Annotated in this window: 23 protein-coding genes; 6 read left to right on the plus strand and 17 right to left on the minus strand. The window is 65.5% G+C overall.

The window, feature by feature from the left end:
• Positions 1-21: 21 nt before the first annotated feature.
• The 5 genes from V8J36_RS03210 to V8J36_RS03230 form a co-directional block, all read right to left on the minus strand.
• Positions 22-312, minus strand: a complete 291-nt coding sequence (locus V8J36_RS03210) for a helix-turn-helix transcriptional regulator (RefSeq protein ID WP_336465797.1) — start codon at positions 310-312, stop codon at positions 22-24.
• A 258-nt stretch (positions 313-570) separates the two neighbouring features.
• Positions 571-1,026 (minus strand): DUF6634 family protein, encoded by a 456-nt coding sequence (locus V8J36_RS03215; RefSeq protein WP_336465798.1) that lies wholly within the window; start codon positions 1,024-1,026, stop codon positions 571-573.
• 33 nt (positions 1,027-1,059) lie between these two features.
• A complete protein-coding gene (locus tag V8J36_RS03220; protein ID WP_336465799.1) occupies positions 1,060-1,827 on the minus strand; it encodes an HAD family hydrolase in 768 nt (255 codons plus the stop codon).
• 11 nt (positions 1,828-1,838) lie between these two features.
• Positions 1,839-2,945 carry an AAA family ATPase gene (locus V8J36_RS03225; RefSeq protein ID WP_336465800.1) on the minus strand — a complete coding sequence of 369 codons (1,107 nt, stop codon included), beginning with the start codon at positions 2,943-2,945 and terminating at the stop codon, positions 1,839-1,841.
• A 1,126-nt stretch (positions 2,946-4,071) separates the two neighbouring features.
• On the minus strand, positions 4,072-4,989 hold the full coding sequence (locus V8J36_RS03230) for a LysR family transcriptional regulator (protein ID WP_336465801.1): 918 nt from the start codon (positions 4,987-4,989) through the stop codon (positions 4,072-4,074).
• 107 nt (positions 4,990-5,096) lie between these two features.
• Here V8J36_RS03230 and V8J36_RS03235 point away from each other — a divergent pair, with 107 nt between their 5' ends.
• Together V8J36_RS03235 and V8J36_RS03240 are read left to right on the plus strand one after the other, a co-directional pair.
• On the plus strand, positions 5,097-5,585 hold the full coding sequence (locus V8J36_RS03235; RefSeq protein WP_336465802.1) for a fasciclin domain-containing protein: 489 nt from the start codon (positions 5,097-5,099) through the stop codon (positions 5,583-5,585).
• A 239-nt stretch (positions 5,586-5,824) separates the two neighbouring features.
• Positions 5,825-7,180 (plus strand): amidohydrolase family protein, encoded by a 1,356-nt coding sequence (locus tag V8J36_RS03240; RefSeq protein ID WP_336465803.1) that lies wholly within the window; start codon positions 5,825-5,827, stop codon positions 7,178-7,180.
• A 76-nt stretch (positions 7,181-7,256) separates the two neighbouring features.
• Here V8J36_RS03240 and V8J36_RS03245 read toward each other — a convergent pair whose 3' ends face one another.
• From V8J36_RS03245 to V8J36_RS03265, 5 genes are all read right to left on the minus strand, one after another.
• Entirely contained in the window at positions 7,257-8,285 is a 1,029-nt protein-coding gene (locus V8J36_RS03245; RefSeq protein ID WP_336465804.1) for a LacI family DNA-binding transcriptional regulator, read from the minus strand.
• Positions 8,286-8,358: 73 nt separating this feature from the next.
• Positions 8,359-9,681, minus strand: a complete 1,323-nt coding sequence (locus V8J36_RS03250; RefSeq protein ID WP_336465805.1) for a c-type cytochrome — start codon at positions 9,679-9,681, stop codon at positions 8,359-8,361.
• A gap of 3 nt (positions 9,682-9,684) precedes the next feature.
• Positions 9,685-11,457 (minus strand): GMC family oxidoreductase, encoded by a 1,773-nt coding sequence (locus V8J36_RS03255; protein WP_336465806.1) that lies wholly within the window; start codon positions 11,455-11,457, stop codon positions 9,685-9,687.
• 39 nt (positions 11,458-11,496) lie between these two features.
• Positions 11,497-12,153 carry a gluconate 2-dehydrogenase subunit 3 family protein gene (locus V8J36_RS03260; protein WP_336465807.1) on the minus strand — a complete coding sequence of 219 codons (657 nt, stop codon included), beginning with the start codon at positions 12,151-12,153 and terminating at the stop codon, positions 11,497-11,499.
• A gap of 580 nt (positions 12,154-12,733) precedes the next feature.
• The gene (locus V8J36_RS03265) at positions 12,734-13,447 is read right to left on the minus strand and encodes an SDR family oxidoreductase (protein WP_336466181.1); all 714 of its coding nucleotides are present in this window, start codon (positions 13,445-13,447) and stop codon (positions 12,734-12,736) included.
• Between V8J36_RS03265 and V8J36_RS03270 the strand changes: the two genes are divergently transcribed.
• Positions 13,391-14,593, plus strand: coding sequence for an IS256 family transposase (locus tag V8J36_RS03270; protein WP_336465808.1), 1,203 nt, complete (start codon positions 13,391-13,393; stop codon positions 14,591-14,593). The two genes, V8J36_RS03265 and V8J36_RS03270, sit on opposite strands and share 57 nt — an antisense overlap.
• Here the strand turns inward: V8J36_RS03270 and V8J36_RS03275 are convergent.
• From V8J36_RS03275 to V8J36_RS03305, 7 genes are read right to left on the minus strand one after another with little or no spacing between them, the layout of a single operon-like run.
• On the minus strand, positions 14,565-14,906 hold the full coding sequence (locus V8J36_RS03275; protein ID WP_336465809.1) for an SDR family NAD(P)-dependent oxidoreductase: 342 nt from the start codon (positions 14,904-14,906) through the stop codon (positions 14,565-14,567). The genes V8J36_RS03270 and V8J36_RS03275 overlap by 29 nt on opposite strands.
• A 59-nt stretch (positions 14,907-14,965) precedes the next feature.
• Positions 14,966-16,501 carry an aldehyde dehydrogenase (NADP(+)) gene (locus V8J36_RS03280; protein ID WP_336465810.1) on the minus strand — a complete coding sequence of 512 codons (1,536 nt, stop codon included), beginning with the start codon at positions 16,499-16,501 and terminating at the stop codon, positions 14,966-14,968.
• On the minus strand, positions 16,498-17,562 hold the full coding sequence (locus V8J36_RS03285) for an Ldh family oxidoreductase (RefSeq protein ID WP_336465811.1): 1,065 nt from the start codon (positions 17,560-17,562) through the stop codon (positions 16,498-16,500). Before V8J36_RS03285 ends, V8J36_RS03280 begins: the two co-directional genes overlap by 4 nt.
• Before the next feature lie 9 nt (positions 17,563-17,571).
• On the minus strand, positions 17,572-19,224 hold the full coding sequence (locus V8J36_RS03290; protein WP_336466182.1) for an ABC transporter ATP-binding protein: 1,653 nt from the start codon (positions 19,222-19,224) through the stop codon (positions 17,572-17,574).
• Positions 19,221-20,135, minus strand: coding sequence for an ABC transporter permease (locus V8J36_RS03295; RefSeq protein WP_336465812.1), 915 nt, complete (start codon positions 20,133-20,135; stop codon positions 19,221-19,223). The genes V8J36_RS03290 and V8J36_RS03295 overlap by 4 nt, the downstream gene beginning before the upstream one ends.
• Positions 20,132-21,043, minus strand: coding sequence for an ABC transporter permease (locus V8J36_RS03300; RefSeq protein ID WP_336465813.1), 912 nt, complete (start codon positions 21,041-21,043; stop codon positions 20,132-20,134). The genes V8J36_RS03295 and V8J36_RS03300 overlap by 4 nt, the downstream gene beginning before the upstream one ends.
• A gap of 60 nt (positions 21,044-21,103) precedes the next feature.
• On the minus strand, positions 21,104-22,624 hold the full coding sequence (locus tag V8J36_RS03305; RefSeq protein WP_336465814.1) for an ABC transporter substrate-binding protein: 1,521 nt from the start codon (positions 22,622-22,624) through the stop codon (positions 21,104-21,106).
• 160 nt (positions 22,625-22,784) lie between these two features.
• Here V8J36_RS03305 and V8J36_RS03310 point away from each other — a divergent pair, with 160 nt between their 5' ends.
• The 3 genes from V8J36_RS03310 (at position 22,785) to V8J36_RS03320 (ending at position 26,601) form a co-directional block, all read left to right on the plus strand.
• Entirely contained in the window at positions 22,785-23,693 is a 909-nt protein-coding gene (locus V8J36_RS03310) for a LysR family transcriptional regulator (protein ID WP_336465815.1), read from the plus strand.
• Positions 23,694-23,790: 97 nt separating this feature from the next.
• Entirely contained in the window at positions 23,791-25,329 is a 1,539-nt protein-coding gene (locus V8J36_RS03315; protein ID WP_336465816.1) for a UxaA family hydrolase, read from the plus strand.
• A gap of 42 nt (positions 25,330-25,371) precedes the next feature.
• The gene (locus V8J36_RS03320; protein WP_336465817.1) at positions 25,372-26,601 is read left to right on the plus strand and encodes an enolase C-terminal domain-like protein; all 1,230 of its coding nucleotides are present in this window, start codon (positions 25,372-25,374) and stop codon (positions 26,599-26,601) included.
• The last annotated feature ends 8 nt before the right edge of the window (positions 26,602-26,609 follow it).

The raw sequence follows: 26,609 nt of genomic DNA on the forward strand, positions 1-26,609 counted from the left end.
TTCAGGGCAATCGCGTCGGCGTCACCGCCCCTCGGCCTGGTCAGGCGCCGAATGCTTCTCCCGCGGCACGAAGCCGACCACGAAGCCGAAGGGTTTGCAGATCTTCTCGAGGGTCTCGAGCGTCGGATTGGCCCTGCCCCGCTCGAGCGCGATCAGCTGGATCCTCGTCAGGCCGAAGCGGTCGGCGAACTCCGCTTGGGTCAGGCCCAGGCAATTACGCATCTGCCGAATGGCCTGCGGCAACCTCAGCTGCGCGCGGCGGGCGAGGTCGGCGACCTCCAGGCGAAGCGCTAGCTTCTCTTCGCGGCTCAACTGTCGCTTTCTCGGCATCTTTTCTCGTCCGTTGTGCGGATCCCGGATCCCGGGCTGAGGGCGTCGAACACGAGAGCGCGCACCGCTCTCTCCCCACGGCAGCGATATGCGAAATGTATCGCCTCAAGGATACATGACATGCCGAACCGGCTCGATTGAGTATCTCTATGAAGATACGTTTGGCAGGTCTCGTGGTGACGAACGCCATGAACGCAGGGAGACACGTTGGCCTTGCGGATGGCGGCACCAGCGGGATGATCAAGATGTCTTCCCCTCTGCGGCGAGCTGACGGAATCGCGCCGCATGCTCCGCCAGGATTGCCTCCAGAACTTCGGGATCCGTGACCGGCCTGTATCCGGGACAGTCGAAGCGGCGGATACCGGCCCCAGCCTCGGCCGGCGTTGGCTCGCGATCGAAGACATGGGTTCCTGCGCTCGCGAGCGGAGGGTCCAGCAAGTAGAACCGGCCGAGGGTCCTTGCCCAACCCGCGTCGCGATCGAGCGCGATCAGCCACGAGGTGCGGACGCAGGCTACCCAGAAGTCCGGGTGGCCCGTCGCGTAGCCGTGCAGGGTCGGTCCCCCTTTCGGCGTTACGAGTGGCACCCACAAGTGCATCATGGGTGCGTCTGCGAGATCTGACGGGCTTGGCCCGGCCTCGGCCGCGGACAGGGCGCTCAGGGCGCGTTGGACGAACTGATGATCAGGGGTGGACATGGCCTCTCTCGCTTCACGGTAAGGGGGCGTCGACTACAGGCGAGCCGCTTTGAGCTGGTCAGCGAGCCGATCGAGGGTCGAGATTGTCCCGGCCACTTCCCTCCGGGCACGCCGGAGGTGGAGCGCCGCCATTCCGAAGCGGCGCGCGCCATCGACATCGGAGCGGAGGCTGTCGCCCACCATCAGCACTTCGCTGGGCGCCACGTCGAGTTTGGCGCAGACGCTCGCGAACATGACCGGCTGCGGCTTCACGGCCTGAAGGTCGCAAGAGAAGATCTCGGCGTCGAAGCGCTGGCCGAAGACCTCGCGAAGCGGCTCGACGTAGGGCCTTGCGAGATTGCTGATCAGGGCAAGGCGGTAGCCCGCTTCCCGGAGCTGATCGATCACTCGGAGGGTGTCGTCGAAGATGCGGATCGAGCCGAGTTCGGCCTGAAGGTCTTCTTCCCATTCCGGGTCCCAATGAGCGCCGCACTCCTCGGCGAACGCGCGGATGGTTCCCGCGGCGAGGCGCGGGTCGCGCCTGCGTGCCGCCTGACGGATGATCTTCATCCACGGCCCCCGAGGCTCGTCGATCCTCACCAGAGTGCCGAAGGCGTCGAAGGCCACGACGCGGACGTCCGCAAGCACCTCCCGAGACAGCGGCAGGAGACCTGGCTGCGGTGCCCGGGCAATGAAGCGATCGGCAGCCTCGATATCCGGTTCCGGGTCCCGCATCCGACGGATCGAGAGGAAGCAGCCGGCGCTGACCGCAACCCCGAAGACCAGGGCACCGGTCGAGAGGGCAATTTCGAGAGGGTTCACGCTTCACCCCCTCAGTGCAGAAGCGGCCGCGCGGCCATCATGACCGCATTGTCCAGGAGGCGCAGCGCGGTCCGCAGGTTGGGTTGTCTCTCCTTCCCGAAGCAACGGGTCATGGCTTCGATGCTCAGTTCAATCATGTCGTTCGTAAGTCCGCGCTTGCGCCCCACACGGCGCGTGAAGGCCGCGATCTGATCGATGGACGGTGGCGGCAGCTCGATGATCCGGCAGCGCGACAGGAACGGCGCGCTCAGCCCCTGCAGGCCGTTGGCGGTCATCACCCAGTTGATCCAACTCATGTCCATCGGCAGTCGGACATAGGGGCAGCTCCACCGCGCCGAGGTCGCGGGTTCGAGGAGCGGCAGCATCCCGTCGGTCAGATTGAATGTGCCCCCGGAGGTGCCCCGGGCGGGCACGGCCTTCTCGATTTCGTCGACGACCAGAAGGACGTTGCCCACCTGTTCGCGAAGGATCAGCTCCACGGGCCGACCGGGTCCGGCATTGCCCCAGCCTCGCTGACAGCCGGCCACCGAGAACGAGGCGTTCTCGCCCGCGGCATCGATCTCCGTGCTCGGCACACCGATCAACGTCGCCAGCCGTCGCGCCCAGTGCGACTTGCCGATGCCCGGCGCGCCGACCAGAAGGACCGGCGGCAGGCGCAGGCCGGGTTCTCCGCTGCGCCAGGACTGGCGCATCGCATGCCAGACGAGCTCGTTGCAGGGACCGAGACCGGGGTAGTCGGCGTGAAGTTCGGCCGCGATCTCGTCGGCGCGCGCCTCGGAGGGCAGCTGGATCAGCCGGACACCGTGCCGGGCGGGCTCGATCACCTCCGCGATCTTCGAGGGCAACTGCGACACCTCGTGCCGGCGCTCGTAGCAAGCCATGTAGCGCTTGGCCCGGCGATTGACCCGGCTCAGTGCCGCCCCGGTGACCGACACCTCGTCGAGCAGGCTCAGGTAGGCCTGTTGATCCCGCGTGCCGTCGGGCCGCAACGGCGGCTCGAGCCCTTCGTGCCGGATATGCACCTTGCACCATGCCTCGCGCAGGCGGTTGCGGATGGAGAACTCCGAGACAGTTGGGTCGGGATAACGGGCGAGGACAAACGGGTAGCGTGCGGTCATGGCATCCATCAGGGCGCAGAAGGTCAGGCCCGCCTGAGCGAGGCGGGTGAGGCGTGGTTCGGGTTGGGCGTTCGATGTGCCCCTAATGATGCATGATTCGGGCCTGCCCGCAAGATGCTCGGTCATATTTTATGATGCAATTACATATGCTTAGATGAATTTTCCGATTTTCGCGAGGGGCGCGAAGCGGCACGCAGCCGACCTCGCGTGAACCGCGAAGCGGCTTCTCGCATGCGAGCGTCGCACCTGCGTTCGCGGCAGCTTCAACGGGGATTGCTCACTCTGGCCGCTGCCCGGCTGGCTAGAGGTGAAACCCGCCGAGCGGCGGGCCTACTTGGCGGCGATCCCTTTGGCGGGTTTTCGTCTGGCTAGAACGCCACCCGCAACCGATGGCTCGGCGCGAGAACCGGCACCCACGGACATGCTGGAACCTTCCATGCGCCAGTGTCGGCAATGGGGCGCACGCACGATCAGGGTGGGAATGAACAGCTGCTCCCCGCGCTACGATGGGAGACCGGAGGTTCATCCAGGGGTCTGCCGACGCCTGCAACGAGAAGGAGGAGTTGCGGGGATCCCAGGGAGGAGGACCAGCCCCTAAGAAAAATGTTGATGTGGAAGCCCCCGGAGCCAAGTGCGCGCCGGGGGCTTCTCGTTCGGCTCTCTGGCCGCTTCGAGCCCATCGCAGACAGTCAGACAGCTCGCAGCATTACTCGCCGCGGCGCAGCAGTCCAGATGGCTCAGTCTCGTGTCCCGCTACCATCAAAAGCGTTACCGCGTAGTGCCGATCCTGCGGAAGGCGGATGGCACGCAGGTCTCTATGTGCTGTCCAGCCGCGGGACCTCCTGGATGGAGGATCCGGTGACGGAAGCCGAGTTCGGCCCCGGGGATCTGCTATCCTTCGAGCAGGCCGTGATCCATGCGCTGCCGCAGATTTTGAAAGAACCTTTGGGTTCCTGCGGATCGACAGCTCCCGCCGCGCGTCCGACGACCTCATCTTCGTCGACGCGGCGGATGGCAACCCGGCCATCTTCATTGAGCGCAACAGCGCCTGCACACCGTCCCAATGCCGAAACACTGCGAGCCGGGTTGAACGGCTCCCCATGCTTCGACGCGAGGCACGGAAAAGCTACTCCGTGGATGGCGAGGACAGACGATCTCCGTAGCCCGCGAGCCGTAGGCTGATCAGGTCGATGAACAGGCGCAACCTTGCCGGCACGTATTCGCGGGCTGGATAGACGAGGAAGATGTCGGCCCGGTCGGCAGCATAACCGGGCAGCAATTCGACCAGCGCGCCGGATGCCAGTTCGTCCTCGACATCCCAGAGCGACTTCAGCGCGATCCCGGCCCCGTCGAGCGCCCATCGCTGCGTGACCTCGCCGCTGTTGCTCGACAGGCTCGCCGGGATGCGCCGCGTCTCCATCACACCGTCGACCTCGAACATCCAGCGATCCTGAACCTGGCCATCGCGCTGAAGTGCGATGATCGTGTGCTGGAGCAGATCAGCGGGATGCTCGGGTCGTTCATGTGCCGCCAGATAGGCCGGAGAGGCGCAGACGATCCGGCGCGCCTTCAGAAGCCTGCGGGTGATGTAGCTGCCGGATCGCGGCAGGCCGACCCGGATCGCACAGTCGTATTCTGCGGCCGACAGATCGTCGCTCTCGTCCGAAAGCGTCAGCGAGGCGGCGATTTGGGGATGGGCGGCGCGCAATTCCTGCAACAGCGGTGCGATATGGCGGCGTCCGAAGGAGATCGGCGCCGCGATGCGCAACGTGCCGCTGGCGCTCATGCGGCCCGACGTCAGTTCATCCTCTGCATCACGTAGATCCGCCAGCAGCGGCTCGCATCTGGCCAGATAGCGTCTTCCTTCTTCTGTCATGCGGCATTGTCGGGTGGTCCGGGTGAACAGGCGCACGTTCAGCCGTGCCTCCAGCGCATTGATCGTCCTCATGACTGTGGCCGGTGAAAGACCCGTAGCTTTCGCGGCGGCCGCAAATGTTTCCTGCCGCGCGACATGCACGAAGACATCGAGTTCGGAGGTGTTCATTCATCCATCCATGAAATTCCGCATTTCACTTCTGGATGTAGTCGGCCGTGGCAGCGCGGCTACCTCGAACCGCATGGTGCCATTGGGGCGCTGATAGGAGAACGACGATGAAAACCATGCTCACCGCCGCTGCGCTGTCCCTGATGGCCTTCCCCGTCTTGGCCGACCATCATATGAGCGCCGCTGCAAAGAACATCCCCGAGACCGCGGCTGCGGCCGGGACCTTCGGCACGCTCCTTCAGGCGGTGGAGGCCGCGGGGCTGTCGGAGACGCTGGCGGGCGAAGGCCCCTATACGGTCTTCGCGCCCACGGACGAAGCTTTCGCCGCCCTCCCCGCGGGCACGCTCGACAGTCTGTTGCTGCCGGAAAACAAGGCCCAGCTGGTCGAGCTGGTCTCCTACCATGTCGTGCCGGGGGCGGTTCAGTCGGGCGACCTAACGGATGGGATGACGGCTGCGACGGTTGAGGGCGGGACGGTCGCCTTCGACCTCGAAGGTGGGGTCAAGGTCAACGACGCGAATGTCGCTCAGGCCGACATCGAGACGTCGAACGGCGTGATCCATGTCATCGACCGCGTGCTGATGCCAGCGACCTAAGGGGCGAGTGGGACACGACGGCAGTCTCTCCAGCCTGTCCTTGGTCGTTTGCAGAGACTGCTTTCGCAGCAACAGGATCGGCTCCTGCGACATGGCGAACCCCAACACGATGCGGCCCCGCGGGGCCGCATTACGCCGAAGAGCCTTGGCGGCATCGGCAACCTGTCCGATCACCACAAGACGACAGGGCTTTGGTGTTGCCTCGCATCAAAAGCACTTCACCATCAGAAGGACGACGAATGATCTTGACCAGACGCAGCTTCCTCGCCACCGGCGCCGCCGCCACGCTCCTGCCCGGTCTCGCCGCAGGGCAATCCACTGACGCCAGCTATCTGCTGACCGGGGCGACGGTTCTGGCCATGGACGGCACCCCGGCCCGCGCGGCGGATGTGCGGCTGACGGGCAGAACCATCACCGATGTGGGCATCGCGCTCGATCCGCAGGGGGCCGAGGTGATCGACCTGTCGGGCTGCCTGCTGATCCCGGGCTTCGTCGACACCCACTGGCACATGTGGAACACCATTGCCCGCGGTATGGGCCAGACCGAATTCGGTGGCTTCGCGGCTTCAATGAAGCCGCTGTCCGCGGCCTGGACGCCCGAGGCCGCCGCGCTGTCGGTGCGCCTCGCGCTGGCCGAGGCCTGGGCGGCGGGCATCACCACCGTCAACAACTGGGCGCATAACACCAAGAGCGTCGAGTTCGCGCAGGCCGAGTTGCAGGCGATGCGCGAGGGCGGCATCCGCGGCCGCTTCTCCTACGGCTATCCCCAGGCGCTGCGGCCGGGCGAGCGGATGGATTTCGCCGCGCTCGAAAGCTTCGCCGCTGCATTCGGAGAGGATCCTCTGCTGCACCTCGGTCTTTGCACGCGTGGACCGGACCGCAGCGACGAGGCGATCTGGACCGAGGAATGGCAACGCGCCCGCGCCCTGTCCCTGCCGATCACCTCGCACATCGCATCCGACCGCAAGGGGGGTGCGCTCGGCAATATCCGCAAGATGGCAGACGGCGGCTATCTCGGCCCCGATGTGCAGATCGTCCATGCCACTCATGCGACGGACGCTGATCTGAAGATCTTGGCCGAAACCGGAACGCCGATTTCTATCAGCCCCTGGACCGAGATGGAGGTGGGCTATGGCATCCCACCGGTCGCGCGGATGGCGGCCTCCGGCGTTCCTATGGGCTTGTCGGTCGACAACATGGTGCTCGCGGGCAATGCCGACATGTTCGCGATCATGAAGGTGACGGCGGATTTGGCCGCGGGCCAGACCGAGACACAGGGCATCGTGAAGGATGCGCAGGTGCTCGACTGGGCGACGGCCGGTGGGGCGGCGACGCTTGGGCTTAGCGATGTCGGCCTGATCGCGCCGGGCATGGCCGCCGATCTGGTCGCGGTGCGGATCGACCGCGAGAACACGCGCCCGGCCGGCACGCCGGAATTCATGCTCACCCATGCCGCGCATCCAGGGAATGTCGACACGGTCTTCTGTGCAGGAGTGTTGCGCAAGCGTGCCGGGCAGGTGGTGGGAATGGACGTGGCCGGCTTAGCGGCGGAAGCCGACGAGATGATCCAGGGGCTGATCCAGCGCAGTCGGTGAGCCGGGGGCCCGAGAGATCCGCCGATGAAACCTGCCGCTCGACGCTGAACTCGGGCGCGCGATGTAGCCGCGTCGGCTAGACAGTTTCGCTGATACGGATCGCAATCGGGACGATTTGATCCTCCAGCTTCGCTCTCGACCCCGCCAGAACGGCGCGTTCCATCAAGTCGATCACATGATCGGCGACCTCGGCGGCTGGATGGCTCAGGACGGCGTCGACCAGATGCTCCGAGAGCGCGCGGTCGACCTCGCTGCTGAGTTCGGTTCCGACAAGCACCAGATCCGCCCGGCCCGCGGCCCGCAGTTCCTGCATCACGCCGGAGATGCCGCCGCCCGCCACGAGGATCGACACCAGATCCGGTGTCGTTCGCAACAGCTTGCGTGTCAGCTCGGCAGCGAGGGCGTCGCTCTCCAGCGTCGCGCCGGCCTCGATAATGCGCAGCGGGCTGCCTGCGTCTGCCAGATAGCTGCGGAACCCGTGGCGATACGCCAGATGCGCACGATAGGCATCCGATCCGACAAGAACCGCCGCCGTGCCCTGCCTCGGCGTCAGCCGGTCGATCATCCAACCCGCGCCGCGCCCCATTTTCCTGCCGTCCGCGCCGATGAAGGCGGTGCGCTTCGGCGTCGACAGGTCCGACAGCAGCGTGAACACCGCGATGCCGCGCGCGGTCAGCGCCTCGACCGCCGCGTTGGTTTCGGGCGTATCGACTGCCACGATCCCGATGGCGTCGCAGGTCTTGCCAAGCTGATAGATCGCGTCGGCCGTCTCCGTCGGGTCGAGGTGCGACAGGTGATGAAAGATCGGCCGCCCATGGATCACCGTCGATGCGCGCGTGCGGGCTGCAAGCATCCCGGCCAGATCGCGGTAAAGCGCACGCTCCTGCCCGTTCAGCAGAAAGCCGAAGGTCGCGGGCGGCGCGTTGTCCGACAGCGACCCTTGGATCGACGGGACGCCGTGATACCCCACGCGCTCCGCAGCGGAGAGCACATGATCCATCGTCGCGCGCTTGACCGGTGCCCTTCGGTTGAGGATGCGATCGACCGTCGACAAGCTGACGCCCGCGGCATCCGCCACATCCTGCATGGTCGCGCGTTTCGTCATCATCTGGTCCGTGGTGTCGGAGGCATTGCAAAAAGGCTTGCCCGATCCGGGGTGGACCGGGCAAGCAGCACCGTTACTGCAACGGCGTCGCTAGCTTCGTCGCCGCGTCAAGTTCACTGCGCAGCGCGCCGATGTCTTCGGGCCGCACCGGGGCCGCGGCATTGCCCCAGCTGTTGCGGATGTAGTCGAGCACATCGGCGATCTGGCGGTCGTCCATCTTCCAGGCAAAGGACGGCATGCCCGCACTCGTCGGTGTCACATTCGTGGCCGCCGCCCGCGCGCCGACCAGCAGCACATGCGCAAGGTTTGTCACGTCATCGGCGAGGATGCCGTGGTTGCCCGCAAAGGCCGGGGCCAGCAGGCCCATGCCTTCGCCCGCGACGCCGTGACAGGCGGAGCAGTTGACCTCATAGGCCAGCGCGCCGCGGGCCATCGCCGGGGTGCTGGCGGCCAGCGGCGCAGGGGCCGTCTTGCCCGAGCCGGGGAGCGACTTCAGATAGGCGGCCATGGCGAGGCGGTCGTCCTCGGTCATGTATTGCAGCGAATGCTCCACCGCTTCGGCCATCGGGCCCGAGGCCATGGCCTTGCCATCGGTGCCGGTGCCCAGATAGGCCGCGACCTCCTGAACCGTGCTTTCACCCAGACCGACATGCGGATTTCCGGTGATCTCGGGCGCGAACCAGGCGCCGACGCGCGCGCCTTCGAGGTTCTGCGCCGCGATCTCTGCCCCCAGCGCGTTGCGGGGGGTGTGGCAGGCGGAACAATGGCCCGGGCCTTCGACCAGATAGCGGCCGCGTTCGATCTCTGCCGTTTCGCCCGCGACTACGGGCAGGGGGGCGTTTTTGAAGAACAGCATGTCCCAGCCCAGCATCGCCAGACGGATGTTGAACGGGAAGGGCATCCCCGCATTCTCGTCGATCTTCTGCGCGACCGGCTGCACGGTGGACATGTAGGCCCAGAGGTCATGCATGTCGGCATCGGTCAGCTTGACATAGGCCGTGTAGGGCATCGCCGGATAGAGCAGGCCCTTCGACCCCTGACCATGACGGACGGCGTCGAAGAAGTCCTTTTCGGTCATCGCGCCAATGCCGGTGTCGACATCGGGGGTGATGTTCGAAGATACGAGGGTGCCGAACGGGGTCGGCATCTCGTAGCCGCCCGCGAAGTCGCCATTGCCCTTGGTGTGGCAGGCCGAGCAGTCGGCGGCATGCATCACATACTCGCCGCGCTTGATCGCGGCCTCGTCTGTGGACCGGAAATCGGCCAACCGGGTGCTGTAATCGGCCACGGCATTGCGCGTGGTGGACAGGGTATTCCAAGCCCAGGCGCCGCCGCCGATGGCGGCAAGCGCGGTCAGCCCGACGACGCCGGTGAGGATCTTGCGCATCGTGGTCATGGCTTAGCCCTCCACCAGCGAACCGGGATTGTGGACATAGGTCTGGTGAATCGCCTGCGCCGCGCGGATCGCCAGCGCGCCGACCGTGGCGGTCGGGTTGTAGCCCGCGTTCATCGGGAAGGCGGAGGCACCGACGACGAAGAGGTTGTGGCAGTCCCAGCTTTGCAGGAACGGGTTCACGACCGAGGTCGCGGGATCCGCGCCCATCACCGCGCCGCCGATCACATGGTCCGACGCGATGATCGCCGTGGTGAAAGGCTTGTCGGCAAAGTTGAACGGAGTGATGTGCTTGGCGCCCATCTCCTGCGCGATCTCGATCGAGCGGTCCATGGTGAACTTCGCCATGTTCCGGTCGCTTTGCGCATAGTCGTAGGTCAGGCGCAGCAGGGGCACGCCGAACTTGTCCTTGTAGTTCGGATCAAGATCCAGATAGCCGCCCTTCACGGGCATCGAGCAGCCCTGATTGAAGATCGTCGTGTAGGTCTGGTAGTTGTCCTGATAGGCCTTCTTGAAGCCCGACCCCCAGCGCGGCGAGCCTGCGGGCAGCTTTCCGGCTTTCGAGATCGGGGCACCGTCGCGCGCCAGCGTCAGGATGCCCGCGCCGCCGATGAAATCCAGCTCCGAGTGGTCGAAGTTGTCGCTGTTGAAGTCGTCGATCTGGCTGCCGTGGGCGCCTGCGCCGATGAACGGGTTCATCACCTCGCCTTCGATCCACATGTCGACGCCCGAGATGGTCTGGAAGCTGAAGTTCCGGCCCACCGTGCCGGTCTGGGTCGCGGGGTCATAGGGCTGGCCGATGCCGGAGGTCAGCATCAGGCGCACGTTGTCCACCTGGAAGGCGGTGACGCAGACGATGTCGGCGTCCTGGATTTGCTCGCGGCCCTGGTTGTCGACATAGGTGACGCCGGTCACGGTCTTGCCGTCGGCGGCCTTGTTGACCTTGATGACACAGCTTTCGGTGATGACCTTGAAGTTCGGGCGGCGCATCAGCACAGGGAACACGCAGGCCTGCGGCGAGGATTTGGAGAAGTTCCCGCAGCCATAGGCCAGGCAGAAGCCGCAATAGGTGCAGGCGCCCATGCTGACGCCGAGCGGGTTGACGTAAGGTTGCGACAGGTTCGCGGCTGGGATCGTGAACGGGTGATAGCCCATCCGCGCCGTGGCTTCGTTGAAGACCTCCATCGAGCGCAGAGTCTTCAGTCGCGGGGTCGGATAGTCGCGGGTCCGGCGACCCTCGAACGGGTTGCCCTCGGGGTCGATCACCCCGTCGATATTGCCCGCCTTCCCCGAGATGCCCGCAATCCGCTCGAAGCGGTCGTAGAAGGGTTCCATCTCGTCATAGGTGACGCCCCAGTCCTGGAGCTGCATCTCGCCGTCATCGGCGCGGGCGATGCCGTAACGTTCGATAGTCTTCGAGCGGATCTCGAAATCCCAGGGGGAGAAGCGCCAGGCCATGCCCGCCCAGTGGAAGCCCGCGCCGCCGACGCCGCCGCCCAGCTCGAAAATACCATGCTCGCGCTGCGGGGCCGCGACCTGATCGGTGCGGTTGCGGAAGGTGAGCGTGTTGTCCTTGGGCTTCGCCAGAAGCTCCTTGCGGATGCCCCAGCGCAATTCGTCGGGATCCACCGCGGGCGGCGTGTGGGTCGAGGTGTCCATCCAGGGACCGCGGTCGATCGCGATCACATTCAGACCTGCGCGGGTCAGTTCCTCGGCCATGAGGGAACCGGCCCAGCCCAGTCCGACGATCACCACGTCGGCCTTGCCATTGGTTGCCATTGTAGCTGCCTTGTCTCGTGAAGTCCGGGGAGGGCGCGATCAGTCGCGCGGGATCAGGCTGACGGGTTCGAGGTCGAGCTTTTCGCCCACCCGATCCGCATAAAGCCGGTAGTCATAGCGCGCGCCGGGGAAGCCGATCAGCTTCCAGCCCGCCATGTCCTTGTTGCCGCCGTAGATCGGGTCCGAGAAGTAGCCTTCGCGGACGTTGTTCAGCATCAGCTCGAAGAAGGCCTTGGAATGGACTTCTGGCGAGAGGCTGATCGCGCCCTCCTCCAGCCCGCGCAGGATCTCGTCCTGACGGTTCGGCTGCAGATCGGCGAAGCTTGCACCGTCATGCTCCTTGGCATAGGCTTCCAGCGCGGCAAGGCCGGTGGCGTAGCGTTCACGCGGGGTGGCGATGAACTGCGGGGCCTGCATCAGCGCATCCTCTCCCGCCATCTTCGGGCCTTCGCGGTAGAGCACGTCGCCCGCGCCATAGGGACCGGCCAGTTGGTCGTCGAGAAACTCGATGCAGCCCGCCTGCGTGGCCGAGGGGCCGTATTCGTCTTCGGGCATCAGCCGGTCGAAGGCCGCGGCCAGCGTGCGGCGGTCGATGTCATTGACCAGGACGCGCATCTGCCCGCCGACGCGCGGCGCGGGACGCGGCGCAAACGCCGGGTCGAGCGCCATCTGCGTCGGATATTTCTCGAGCGTCAACGCGCCTGCGGGGTGGGTGACCGCCGCTGTGGCCGCAGCCGCTGCGCCAAACGAAAACAGGGCTTCCCTGCGGTTCATGCCTGTCCCTTTCCGATATGCTCCGGCGGCACGGATCGACGGACGCGCGACCGTAATCGCGCGCTCAGCCGGGGGAGGCCGTGCGAACTCCGAAGGAGCCGGGGAGATGAGTGGTTCTACAGCTGCAGGGAGGGCCGAAAGGTCATCTGCACTGACACACCGCTCTTACGGTGCCGTATCCGGGCGCGGCAAGATGGCGCACAACGGCATACATCAGAACCTGTCATTTCGACATATTCGGTGGGAGTGCTTTGTGTCGGCCACCGCCTCGTGATCGTCGGAAGCGGCCCTGATGGATGAATGTTAGGCGACTGCCACGGCACTGGTTCCATGATACTTTCGCCATGACAAACGCTGCGATAGACCGCGCCGCGGCTCGTGGGCAACGACATCTGAGTCTCTGACGTCGAGCTGGTGACGTCGCGATCCGGGATTTCCGAACCGGGATTGATAGCCCCAACCTGCGGGCTGAACCTGCAACTGTCAGCCACCCAAACCCAAGCTATCCGCGTCCCACCAGCGGCATATGCGTCGCCAGGACCATGACAGATTGGACGTTCGCGTCTCGGGTGAGCCGGTCCATGAACAGGACCGTCTCGGTGACGTTTCGGACCTCCATCGTCGGTTCTATGAGCGTTTCACCGTTCGGCTGGAGGATGCCTCGCTGCATCCTCTCCGCGCGCGACGTCGCAGCATTTCCGATGTCTATCTGGCCACAGGCGATACCGAACTTGCGCCCATCAAGGCTGATCGACTTCGTAAGACCGGTGATTGCATGTTTGGTCGCGGTATACGGTGCGCTGTCAGGACGGGGCGCATGCGCGGACACGGAGCCATTGTTGATGATCCGTCCGCCTTGAGGGATCTGATCCTTCATCATGCGGAACGCGGCTTGGGCGATCAGGAAACTGCCGGTCAGATTGACATCCACCACATTCCGCCAAGTTTCTGGTTCCAAGTCTTCGAAGGCGACGTCGGGGGCGTTAATGCCAGCGTTATTGAAGACCAGATCGATACGGCCAAAGCGGTGACGTCCCTGGGCGTGGTGTAGCTGGCGGTGGCCATCGGGTTTCTCGGTAGGGTCGGGTTGCTGACATCGAGCCGGTGAACGCCACCGGTTCGAGAGAACCGGCGAGACCTGAACCGAGGGATGCCCCCGATGACCAAACCGATGATGGATCTCCGTGCGCTTGTCGAGAAGAGCGGCGATGCGGATCTGCTGCGCGAGATGATCGGCTTCGCCGCCGAGCGGCTGATGGAGCTGGAGGTCGGTGCCAAGACTGGTGCCGAGTATGGCGAGAAGAGCGGCGAGCGGCTGGCTCAGCGCAATGGCTACCGCGACCGGGATTGGCAGACCCGGGCCGGCAGCGTCGAGCTGCGCATCCCGCGCCTGAGGACCGGCTCCTACTTCCCCTCGTTTCTCGAGCCGCGGCGCTCGGTGGAGAAGGCGCTGACGGCCGTGATCCAGGAGGCTTACGTTCACGGAGTGTCGACGCGGTCGATGGACGACCTGGTGCAGGCGATGGGCGGGACCGGCATCTCCAAGAGTCAGGTCAGCCGGCTCTGCGAAGATATCGACGAGCGCGTCGACGCCTTCCTCACCCGACCGATCGAGGGCGAATGGCCCTATCTCTGGATCGATGCGACCTACCTGAAGGTGCGCCAAGGCGGCAGGATCGTGTCGGTAGCCGTCACCATCGCCGTGGGGGTGAACACCGACGGTCGGCGCGAGGTTCTGGGCATGGCGATCGGTGCCTCCGAAGCCGAGCCTTTCTGGACTGCGTTCCTGCGTGACCTCGTGCGCCGCGGCCTGGGCGGTGTGAAGCTGGTGGTCAGCGATGCGCACGAGGGCATCAAGGCCGCGACCGCGCGGGTGCTGTCCACCACCTGGCAGCGCTGCCGCGTCCACTTCCAGCGCAACGCTCTGGCCCATGCCGGCAAGAGCAGCCGAAGAGTGGTGTCGGCCTTCATCGCAACGGCCTTCGCTCAGCCGGACCACGCCGCGGCCAAGGCCCAATGGCGGCTGGTGGCAGACCAGATGCGCCCGAAGCTGCCGAAGCTCGCCACGCTCATGGATACGGCCGAGGAGGATGTGCTGGCCTACATGACCTTCCCCGCCCAGCATCGCGCCAAGTTGCATTCGACCAATCCGATCGAGCGGCTCAACGGCGAGATCAAGCGCCGCACCGATGTCGTCGGCATCTTCCCGACCGAGGCCTCGATCCGCCGCCTGGTCGGGGCGATCCTGATGGAGCAGACCGAGGAATGGACCGTTCAGCGTGGTCGCTACCTGACGCTGGAAACGCTCGCGCCCGTCTGCGATGATGCCATCGTCAGCCTGCCTGCGGCGCAGCGCGACTGACCTGCTCGGCCCGCATCAGAGCGCGAGGCCCGCCACCAGCTACACCACCAGCTGGGACATCATCGCCAAAGCGCTGCTTAATCGCTTCGAACAGGCGCACCACGTCAGAAGGCACGGTCACGTCCGTGGACAAAGCCAATACCTGGCGCTCATCCGCTGCGGCGAGGCTTACAGTTTCATCGAGGGTGTGTTGGTGCCGCCCGGCCAGAACGACCGAGTAACCGGCAGCCAGCAACCCGATCGCCACTGCGCGACCGATCCCCGATCCGGCGCCCGTGACCAAAGCAACTCGATTGGGGATAGCAGTCAGCATTTTCGTCACCGATCGTTGTAAAGGTGAGTGCCCAGCGAGCACTCCCCATCTCGTGCTTCTCAGAGCAGATCGCCTTCCAGCAGTTCGGGCGGCAGGTTCTGGAAGGCCACGGGGCGCAGGAAGCGGCGGATCGACAGGGTGCCGACGCTCGTCGCGCCGAAGTTCGTGGAGGCCGGATAGGGCCCGCCATGGACCATCGAATCGACCACTTCCACCCCGGTCGGGAAGTTGTTGACCATCACCCGGCCCGCCTTGCGCTCCAGCACCGGCAACAGCGCCTTGGCGGCGGGGGTGTCGCCCTTGTCCATATGGATCGTCGCGGTCAGCTGACCCTCGAAGCCCTTGGCAAGATGCACCATTTCTTCCACGGACGTGGTGCGCACGACCAGTCCCAGCGGCCCGAAGACCTCTTCCCCCAGCGCGTGATCCTCGAGGAAAGCCTCCGAGGACACTTCATAAAGGTTCGGATTGGCCTCGCGCCCGGCGCTCTCGGTGGTGAAGACCGGCGTCACCGAATTGCGGGTGTCGAACCGCTCCTTGCCATCGCGATAGGCCTTGGCGATGCCGCCGGTGAGCATCTGCTGCCCGGCCACGCCCGCCAGCGCCTCGGCGGTCGCGGCGACGAAGGCGTCGCCCTCAGGCCCTTGAGGAACCACGGCAATCCCGGGGTTGGTGCAGAACTGGCCCGCGCCCATGGTGAGCGACCCGGCCCAGCCCTTGCCCATCTCGGCCCCGCGCGCGGCCAGTGCCTCGGGCAGGACGAACATCGGGTTGACGGACCCCAGCTCGCCGAAGAACGGGATCGGCTCCGGGCGGCTGGCGCACAGATCGAAGAGCGCGCGGCCCCCGCCGAGAGATCCGGTGAAGCCCACGGCCTTGATGAACGGGTTCGTCACCAGCGCCTCGCCGACCTTGCGGTTGCCGCCCTGGATCAGGCTGAACACGCCCGGATGGAGGCCGCAGGATTTCACAGCCGCCGCAACGGCTTCCGCGACGATCTCGCCAGTGCCGGGATGGGCCGAATGGCCCTTCACGACGACCGGACAGCCCGCCGCCAGAGCCGCCGCCGTGTCGCCACCCGCGGTCGAAAACGCCAGCGGGAAGTTCGAGGCGCCGAACACCGCCACCGGCCCGATCGGGCGCTGCACCATGCGGATTTCGGGGCGCGCCGCGGGCTTGCGGTCGGGCTGCGCTGCATCGGTGCGCCGATCCAGATAGCCGCCATCGCGGATATGCTGCGCGAAGAGCCTCAACTGCCCAGTCGTGCGCCCGCGCTCACCCTGCAGACGCGCCTCCGGCAGTCCGGTCTCCTGCGAACCGATCAGCGTGATTGCCTCCGCTCGCGCCTCGATCTCATCCGCGATGGCATCAAGGAAGGCCGCGCGCTCGTCCCGGGTCGAATAGCCAAAGGACCAGAACCCCTCTTCCGCCGCCGCGCAGGCCTCGTTCACCAGCTCGACTGTCCCGGTTGAAAACTCATGCACCGGCCCATGCGCCGGGTCCGACGAGAATTTGCCATCGGTCGCGACCCAATTGCCCGCGATCAGATGCTTCCCATGGGGAGTGAAGATGAAGCTGTTGTTTTCGATGTTCATTTGGCCTCCAGTTCTGTCATTCCGGCCGGGAGCGATACGCCAAGCGTCGCGCAACGCGCGGTGATCGTGTCGAGAAGTGCGGGCGTGACCTCGATCCCCTCGCGGCTCTGACGCGCGGCTTCCGCATAAGCGCGCTCGCCGGGCAGGCGCACGGGGCGGTCGCCCGAGGGGCGGGCGGCGCGGCAGCGGCGGACAAGTTCGGTTGTTTCATCCAGGAAGGCTTCGCGGCCCGAGAACATCGCGGGATCTACGATCTGGAGGTAGACACCTTGGCCACCGCGCTGCTGCGGGTCGCGGCGACCGTGGCCGGACAGGGCCAACGAGAAGGCCTCCACCATCAGGCCGAAGCCGAAGCCCTTGTAGCCGAAGTCTAATCCGCCCAACGGCAGGATCGTGCCGGGCGGATCGGCCTCCATCACCTTCGGATCGCGGGAGGGGTTCCCCACGCCGTCCAAAATCCAGTCGCCGGGCAGAGTCTCGCCCCGGCGCCCGAACCCGGCGATCATCGCGTTCGAAACCAAGGACGTGCTTTGATCCATCAGCACCGGGTCGCCATGGGTCGGGATCGCCACCGCGATCGGGTTCGAGGTCAGCACCGGATCGGCCCCGCCGAAGGGCGCGACAGAGGCGACGCCTGGGTCGGTGACCATGAGCTGCGCCAACAGGCCACGTTCGCCAATACCCTTAAGGTAGGTCTGCAAGCTGCCGATATGCGAGCAATTGGCGATGGTTGCGGTGACGACGGGCTGGGTCTTCACCATCTCCAGTAGCCGCGCGATGGCCTGCTGCATCACCCAAGCGCCGGGCAGGCGCGGGGTGCGCCAGGCAAGATGGGCGGGGCCTTCGGAGAGCACCGCGATCTCGCCTTCGCGGGCGATCACGCCCGACGCGATGCGGTCGAGATACTGGGGCAGGAAGGCCACGCCATGGGTGTGATGGCCCATGAGATCGGTGGTGACCATGACCTCGGCCATCGCGCCCGCGCGGGGCTTCGGCAGCCCGGCAGCGGTCAGTAGATCGCGAGCGAGGGTTTCAAGCTCGGGGGCGGGGATCTTCGGCATCGGGGGACCTCAGAGGCTGGCGCTGGCCCGGACCGCCTGCGACATCCAGTCCGGGATGGCCGAGGCGGTGAGCAGATCGCGCGTGTAGGGATGGGCGGGGGCGGTGAAGAGCTGTTCCGTCTCCCCGGCTTCGACGACCTTGCCCTGCTTCATCACCAGGATCTCGTCGGCGAGGCTGCGGACCACGGGCAGGTCATGGGTGATGAAGATCAGCGCGAGGCCGAGACGGTTGCGCAGATCCGCCAGCAGCTCGATCACCTGTGCCTGGATCGAGACGTCGAGGGCAGACACCGCCTCGTCGCAGATCAGCAGCTTCGGGTTGGTGGCGAGAGCACGGGCGATGGCGATGCGCTGGCGCTGGCCGCCGGAGAATTGGTGCGGCAGGCGTGTCAGATGGGCGGCCTCCAGACCGACAAGTTCCAGCAGCTCGACGGTGCGGTTGCGCCAGTCCTTCTTCGGCATCAGCGCCGGATGCAGGGCCAGCGGTTCGCAGATCAGCCGCTCGACGCTCATCGTGGGATTGAGCGAGCCGAACGGGTCTTGAAACACCATCTGCACGTCGCGGCGGAAGGCCTGAAGTGGCTCCCCCTTGAACGTCAGCGCGTCCGCGCCCTTGTAGAGCACCCGGCCCGCGGTGGCGGATTCAAGCCGCATCAGGACGCGGGCGAGGGTCGATTTGCCGGAGCCGGATTCGCCAACGACCCCAAGGGTGCGGCCGGGTGCGAGGGTCAGGCTCACATTGTCCAGCGCGCGCAGGGCGTTGCCCTTGCCGAAGACCGCACCGGAAAGCTCGTAATCCTTGCACAGCCCCTGCACCTCGAGGAACGGCTTTGCGGCGGTATCGGTCTTTGCGGCCCGCCGCACCGTCTCCAGCCGCGGGATCGCGGAGAGAAGCTCGCGGGTGTAGGGGTGTTTCGGCGCGGCGGCCACGTCCTGCAACCGCCCGGTCTCGATCACCCGGCCTTGCCGCATAACGATCACTCGATCCGCCATGCGGGCGGCGACCGATAGGTCATGGGTGATCATCAGGATCGCCATGCCGGTTTCCGCCTGCAGTTCCTTCAGCAGATCGAGGATCTGACGCTGCACGGTCACGTCGAGCGCGGTGGTGGGTTCGTCCGCGATCAGCAGGTCCGGCGACAAAGCCAGTGCCATGGCGATCATCACCCTCTGGCGCTGACCGCCCGACAGCTGGTGCGGATACCAGTGCTGGCGCTGCTCGGGATCGGGAATGCCGACGCGGGTCAGCAGCTCCACCGCGCGATTGCCGGCAGGCAGGCCGTGGATGCGGAGGGTCTCGGTGATCTGCCAGCCGATTGTGTAGGCGGGGTTCAGATAGGACAGTGGATCCTGGAAGATGATCGCAAGCTTCGCGCCGTTGACTGTCCGGCGCTGGCGGATTGGAAGGGTCAGGAGATCGGCACCGTTGAGCGTCACGCGGCCCTTTTCGATCTGCCCTGCGGGGCGGTCGAGAATATCCATGATGACCGAGGCGCTGACGCTTTTGCCCGAACCGGATTCCCCAAGAATTACCAGTGTCTCTCCCTTGGCGACCTCGAAACTCACATCCTCAACTGCCGTGACGCGGCCGCCTTCGGAAGTGAAGCTGACACGCAGACCGTCGACGGACAGCAGGGTGTTGTCTTTCAGATGGGCGTTCATCCCTCGCTCCTCGTGAAGCGCCAGCGCTGGTTGGGGTCGGTCACCAGCCGCAGCCAGTTCGACAGCAGCGTCAGCGACAGGGTGGTCAGCATGATCGCGAGGCCGGGGAAGAAGGTGACCCACCAGGCCTGCGCGATGTAGGGGCGGCCCGCGGCGACCATCGCGCCCCAGGTGAAGTTCGGGGGTTGGATGCCGAGGCCGAGGAACGACAGGCCCGATTCCGCGATGATCACGGCGGCGAAATCGACCGAGGCGATGGTCAGCAGCGTCGGCGCGACCAGCGGCAGCAGGTGGTGGCGGGTGATCCAGCCTTCGGAGGCGCCCATCGCGCGGGCTGCGTTGACGAAGGGGCGGCGGCGCAGTTCCAGCACCTCGGCCCGGACGGTGCGCAGATAGACCGGGATGCGGGTGATGGCGAGGACGATGACCAGGTTCACCGGACTCGGACCCAGCAGATAGAGAACGATCAGGGCGGTCAGCAGTGCCGGGAAGGACATGATCACATCCGTCAGGCGCATGATGATGTCGCTCATCAGGCCCTGACGCAGGCCCACGAAGAGACCGAGCGTCGCGCCGATGGTGAGCGAGCAGAGCACGGCGGCGGTAGCGATGCCGAGCGTGGTGCGCGCGCCGGTGACGAGCCGGGCGAGCACGCTGCGCCCGAGGTTGTCGCCGCCCAGAAGATAGGCGAAGCCTTCGCCCAGCTGCGGGGCGGCATTGCGCATCGCCATGTTCACGCCGGTGGCCTGGGGTGCCATCAGTGCGGCACCAAGCGTGGCGGAGAAGGCGAGCAGGATCAGGAAGGCGCAGGCGGCAAGCGCCGGGCGGTCCTGGATCAGAGAGCCGAGGATGCGCGATGTCGAGGCGCGGGCGGGCTTTGCCATGGTCATGGGATGGTCGATCTGGCTCATGCGAAACGGACCCTTGGATCGAGGAAGCGGTAGAGCAGGTCGATCCCGATGTTCAGGATCAGGATCGCGATGGCAGTCACCAGAATGGTCGCCTGGATCACTGCGAAATCGCGCTGCAAGATGGCGTTGATCATCACCCCGCCGATACCGGGCCAGCCGAAGATCGTCTCGACGATCACCGCGCCGTTGATCAGGCTCGCCGCGATGTCTCCGGCGACGGTGATGACTGGCAGGGTGGAGTTGCGGAGCGCATGGACGAAGATCACCCGGCCTTCGGACGCGCCCTTGGACCGGGCGGTCTTGGTGTAGGGCGCGGAGAGCGCCGCAATCATCGAGCCGCGCACGACCTGCACGAGCAGGCCGAAGGGGCGCAGGCCCAGCACGATCACCGGCAGGATCCAGGTGAGCGGCCCGCCCATGCCCGAGGTGGGCAGGATTTCCAGCCCGACCGAGAACACGAGCACCAGCGTAATCGCCACCCAGAAATCGGGAGCCGAGGCCCCGGCGAGCGAGGTGACGCCGATGGTGCGGTCGACCAGCCCCCGCGGGCGATAGGCCGCGAGCGAGCCTGCGACCACTGCGGCGGCGATGGCGATGGCAAGCGTCACCGCGGCGAGCTTCAGCGTAACCGGGAAGGCCTCGAGCGCCACGTCGATGGCCGGGCGCTGCTGGCGCAGCGAGGTGCCGAATTCGCCGGTGAATACGTCGCCCACGTAGCGCAGGAACTGCACCATCAGCGGTTGGTCGAAGCCGTTCTGCGCGGCAAAGGCGGCGCGGGCCTCGGGCGTCGCGTTGACGGGCAGGAACAAATAGGACGGGTCCCCGGTCAGGCGCGACAGGAAGAACACCAGCACCAGCAGGATCACGAGTGATAAAAGGGTCAGAAGAGATCTTTTAAAGATAGCCATTTCGGCCTCCGTCTCGGGGACGAGGGTGCCGCGCGGATGAGACCCGCGCGGCGTGCAGGATCACTCGGCGAGCTTCATGTCGGCGATGGCGATTTCGCTGTTGGCGGCGATCGTCGGCTTCCAGTCGACCCGGGGGCCGACGCGAGTGTAGCCGACCATGTGATACATGAAGACATCGGCAACGAGATCGTCATGGATCCGGGCGAAAGCCTGCTTGAAAGCAGTTTCACGCTCGGCCCCGGTCGTGTTCTCGCCGGTGGCGATCAGCTTGTCGACCTCTTCGTCCCAGAGGCCCGAATTCACCCCATCGCTGTCGTATTTGTTGAAGAGTGTGAAGCTCGCATCGCCCAGCAGGTTGTCGTGCTGGTCTTGACCGAGCATCGGCACATTCGGCTCCGGGAAAGGGCGGTTCTGGTAGCGCAGCCAGTTGCCGGTGTCGAACATGCGGATGTTCACGTTCAGGCCGACCTCGGCCCACATCGCCTGCATGGCCTGCAGCATCTCTGCCGCGCCGACATAAATCCCGTCGCGGCCGATCAGGTCGATCTGGGTATCGACCGGGACACCATCGGCCTTCGCCTCCTCCAGAAGCGCCTTCGCGCCTGCCGGGTCATAGGCGAAGGGTCTCAGATCCGCGTCGTAGCCGAGCGTGTTCGGGGGAACGAGCTGTTCGGCCCGCGTCACCTCATCACCCACGATCGGCTTCAGCGCGTCGAGATCCAGCGCCATGTTCAGCGCCTTGCGCACGCGCACGTCGTTCAGTGGCGCGGTGCTGGTATTGATCCGCAGGCGCGTCGTCTCGCCGTTCGGATAGGCGAAGTCGATGTCGGGGTTGGTCGCATCGGTCGCGGCGATGATCAGCGCCACGTCGGCCTCGCCCTGATCGACCATTGCGGCGCGGACGGCGGATTCGGAGCGCCAGACGAAGGTCGCCTTCGCCACCTGCGGCGCGTCGCCCCAATAACCATCGAGGCGATCCAGCGTTATGTCCTGCCCCGCGCGCCAGGTGCCGAGCGCATAGGGGCCGGTGCCGATCGGCGCGCGGCTTGCGCCCTTCACCTCCATCGAGGGCGAGGACATCTGCACCACGGTCAGCATCGTGGGCAGGATCGGTGAGGGTTTGGAACTAGTGATCTCGACCTCGGTCGGGGAGATCTCGGTCACGGTCAGATCGATACCGCCCAGTGTCTGCTGCTTGGTGTTGCAGACCATGTCGGTGCGGTCGAGCCGGGTGAAGGCTGCGATGACGGCCTTCGCATCGAAGGGTGTCCCGTCCGAAAACGTCACGCCCTCGCGCAGCTTGAAGCGCCAGGTGTCGGTGTCGATCTGATTCCATTCGGTGGCCAGAACCGGGATCACCTCGCCGTTCGACGGGTCGAGCCGGGTCAGCGGTTCGGTGATGTTGCGGATCACCACGCGGCCGATGCTCGAATGCTTCGCGTCGCAGGGTTCCAGCGATGGCGGCTCTTCCGGCAAGACGATGGTGACGGCACCGGTGCTCTGCGCCGCGACCGGCACGCCGGTCAGCGCGAACAGGATCAGGCCGAGCGCCGTGGCGCCCCGCAGATGCTGAAAAGTCATGTTCCCTCCCTCGGGCGGGCCTTGCCGCCGCTTTGGTTGCGCCTCCTCCAGACGCCGCAGCCGAAGCCGCTGAGGGGAAGCTAGACCCGCGACTGATTGCCGGTCCATTGCTTTGACTGATGCAACTGATACACTTGCGGTATCAGTCCGGGAGAGGCCGATGTTTGAACTGAACCAGCTTCGCAGCTTCGTGGCGATCGCTACCGAGATGAGCTTTCGCAGGGCAGCCGAGACGCTGAACATGACCCAGCCACCGTTGACCCGGCAAATCCAGCTGCTCGAACGCGACATCGGTGTCGATCTCTTTGACCGCAGCGGCCGGTCGATCCGGCTAACCGAGGCCGGGCGGCGGTTCCTGCCCGAAGCGCAGGATCTCTTGCGCCGGGCTGAAGCCGCAGCCCTGTCTGCGCGGCGGGCGCAGTCGGGGTTGGAGGGGAATGTCTCGCTTGCCTTCGTGCCGGTGGCGGCACTTGGGCTGTTACCGGTGATTATCGACACGGTGCGCCGGGCGCTTCCCGAGATCGATCTGGTGCTGAAGGAGATGCTGACCATCGACCAGGCAGAGGCGCTGCCTGCCGGTCAGATCGACCTTGGGGTCATGCGGCTGCCCCGCGACCGCAGTCGTCTACATGTCGCGCGGATCGTGCGCGAACCCTATATGCTGGCGCTACACCGCGACCATCCGCTGGCAGAGCGGCCGCGCTTCGCGCTCTCGGACCTGCATGGGCAGGACTTCATCATGTATGCGCCCTCGAACGGCTGGTATTCCTACGAGATGCTGAACAGCCTGTTCTTGTCGGAAGGCGTGCAACCGAACTACGTGCAGTTCCTCGGGCAGAGCATCACGCTCTTGTCGCTGGTCGATGCAGGCGAAGGGATCGCGCTGGTCCCGGAATCCTCGCGCCACATCCTGTTCCCGAATGTCGTGCTGCGGCCGATCGATCTGCCAGCCTATGCCTTCTCGGAATACTATCTGGCCTGGAGCCGGAGCCTGTCGCCGGATGCGGCCGTGTTGCGGGTGCGAGATGAGCTTCTAAAGCTCTTCGGCGCGACGGTCGCGGCGGACTGATATATTTTAGGTATCGGACAATAGTCATCAAGAATTGGACGTGAATTGATCCGGCGGGATAGCTCTGGCTTCACCGAAGCAAGAAGCGATGCCTGCCATGCCCGACACGCTGATGGAGACCCAGACCCCGCCGGTGATCGTCCTGCATCCGGAAGACAGCGTCGCGATTGCCCGCCGCGCCGTGCCTGCGGGCACCGTGTTGCCGGGCGGGATTGTCACCACCTCAGTCATCGCTCCGGGCCATAAGATTGCGCGACGCGCCCATGCACCCGGCGACAAGGTGCTTCGCTACGGGCAGATCATCGGTTTCGCCTCTGCCGCCATCGCCCCCGGCGAACATGTCCATGAGCACAACCTCGCTCTGGGAACCTTCGACCGCGACCATGCCATCGGCGCCGACCGGGCGCCGCGTGCGCCGCATGTGACCGGCAAGGGATTTCTGGGCTACCGCCGTGCCGACGGGCGGGTAGGGACGCGCAATTACATCGGCATCCTCACCACCGTGAACTGCTCTGCCCATGTGGCCCTGTCGGTCGCCCGTGCCTTCGAACGGAACGAACGCGCCGGGTATGACCCCTTGGCGGCCTATCCGAATGTAGATGGAGTCGTCGCGCTGACCCACAAGACCGGCTGCGGGATGAGCGCCGGGGAGCCGCTGCAACTGCTGCGCCGCACCATCGAAGGCTACGCGCGGCATCCGAATTTCTCTCATGTGCTGGTCGTGGGCCTCGGCTGCGAGGTCAATCAGGTCGGTGGGCTGTTCGACGGCGGCAATCCAGCGCTGCGGCGGATCACCGTGCAGGGCGAGGGTGGCACGCGGAAAACCATCGAACGCGCCATCGCGGATGTCGAGGCGGTGCTGGCAGAAGCCAACCGGATCGAACGCGAATGGGTGCCCGCGAGCGAGCTGAAAGTTGCGCTGATCTGCGGCGGCTCGGATGGGTATTCGGGGATCACCTCGAACCCCGCGCTTGGGGCGGCAAGCGATCTGATCGTGCGGCACGGCGGCACGGTGATCCTGTCGGAAACGCCCGAGACATTCGGCGCCGAACATCTGCTGACGCGCCGCGCAGCGACGCAGGCCGTGGGTGAGCGGCTGATCGAGCGGATCAAATGGTGGGAGGCCTATGGAGCCTCGCAGGGCGTTTCGCTGAACGCCAATCCAACGCCGGGCAACAAGGCTGGGGGCTTGACCACCATCGTTGAAAAGTCGCTCGGCGCCATCGCCAAGGCGGGGCGCACCAATCTGGAGCAGGTTGTCGAATATGCCGAACCGGTCACATCCCGCGGACTCGTCTTCATGGACGGCCCCGGCTACGATCCGGTGCAGGTGACCGGGCAGATCGCCTCGGGTGCGAACCTCGTGGCCTTCACCACCGGCCGTGGCAGCGTCTTCGGCTCGAAACCCGTGCCAACCCTGAAGCTTGCCAGCAACAGCGCAATGTATCGGCACATGGCCGAGGACATGGACATCAACTGCGGCACGATCCTCGATGGCGAGGAATCCATCGACCAATGCGGCGAGCGGATCTTCCAGCAGCTTCTGGCGCTGGCGGGTGGCGCAGCGTCGAAGAGCGAGGCGCTGGACTTCGGCGCCCCCGAATTCGCGCCTTGGGTCATCGGTCCGGTGATCTGAGCGCACGAACCCCAAAGACAATTCACGGATGAGGAGGAACACATGGTCATCCAGCACAAGGGCAGCGAGATGCGGGCCGATCCGGCCCCCGGCGCGGCGATCGAGAAGGTGGAGATCACCTCTTTCACCGTCGACGTCCCGAACTTCCAGCGGAACTACAAGTCGAACATCATCGCGGGCTCGATGGTCTACACGCCGGGTGCGGTCTACAAACGCCCGATCCTGATGGTGAAGATCACCGCCAAGGACGGCCAGACCGGCGAATATGCGAACTACGGCACCACCGGAAGCTTCGACATCGCCGCTGCTGCCGCAAAGATCGCCGTTGGCAACCAATGGCATGAGCGGGAACTGATCTGGCGTTCTGCCCGTCGTGCCTGCCGTCCGGGCAATGCCTATGGCCTGTCGTTCATCGACACGGCCCTTTGGGATCTGGCGGGCAAAGCTTACGGCGCCAGCCTGACCACGATGCTCGGCGGCGACCGCAAGCGCGTCAAAGCCTATGCCTCCTGCCACAACGGCGACCGGCTCGACAATCTGCCGACCAAGGAAGCGGTGTCGGACTTCTTCTTGGGCCTGAAGGAAAAGGGCTTCAAGGGGTTCAAGATGCACTCCTGGCACGAGGGCGACAAATGGGAAGAGGCGGAGAACGTCGCCCATATGCGTGCCACCCTGGGCGAGCGGACCGAACTGATGCTCGACCCCGCCTGCGTCTTCGACAGCATCTCTGACGCGATCTTCGTCGGCCGCGCCTGCGAGGAAGCCGGTTTCCGCTGGTTCGAGGATCCTCTGCGCCCGCTGGGCGTCGGCATCGCCCAGCACAAGGCTCTGCGCGAGGCGCTGAACATCCCGATCCTGCAGACCGAGCATGTCACCGCGCCCGAAGCGAAAGCCGACTTCTTCCTGAACGGCGGCACCGATCTGCTGCGCTTCGACATCCACTACGATCTGGGGATCACCGGCGCGCTGAAGACCATCGGTTTCGCCGAAAGCGTCGGCACCACGGTTGAGATGCACGGGCCATCGCCGGTCCACCGCCATCTGATCGCGGCCATGCAGCAGACGGCAATGTATGAGGTCGCCAACGTCTCCCCAGCCATGGATGACCCGTCGCCCGAGATCTACACCTGCGGCTACTCCGACAACGTCAATGCCATCGGTCAGGACGGCATGCTGCCTGTTCCGCAGGGGCCGGGGATCGGTGTCAGCTACGACTGGGATCTGATCCGCCGGAACACGGTGGCAACCCAGACGATCACGCTCGACGACTGAGCGCGGCA

It is taken from the genome of Frigidibacter sp. MR17.14 (assembly GCF_037095735.1).
Lineage (GTDB): Bacteria > Pseudomonadota > Alphaproteobacteria > Rhodobacterales > Rhodobacteraceae > Frigidibacter.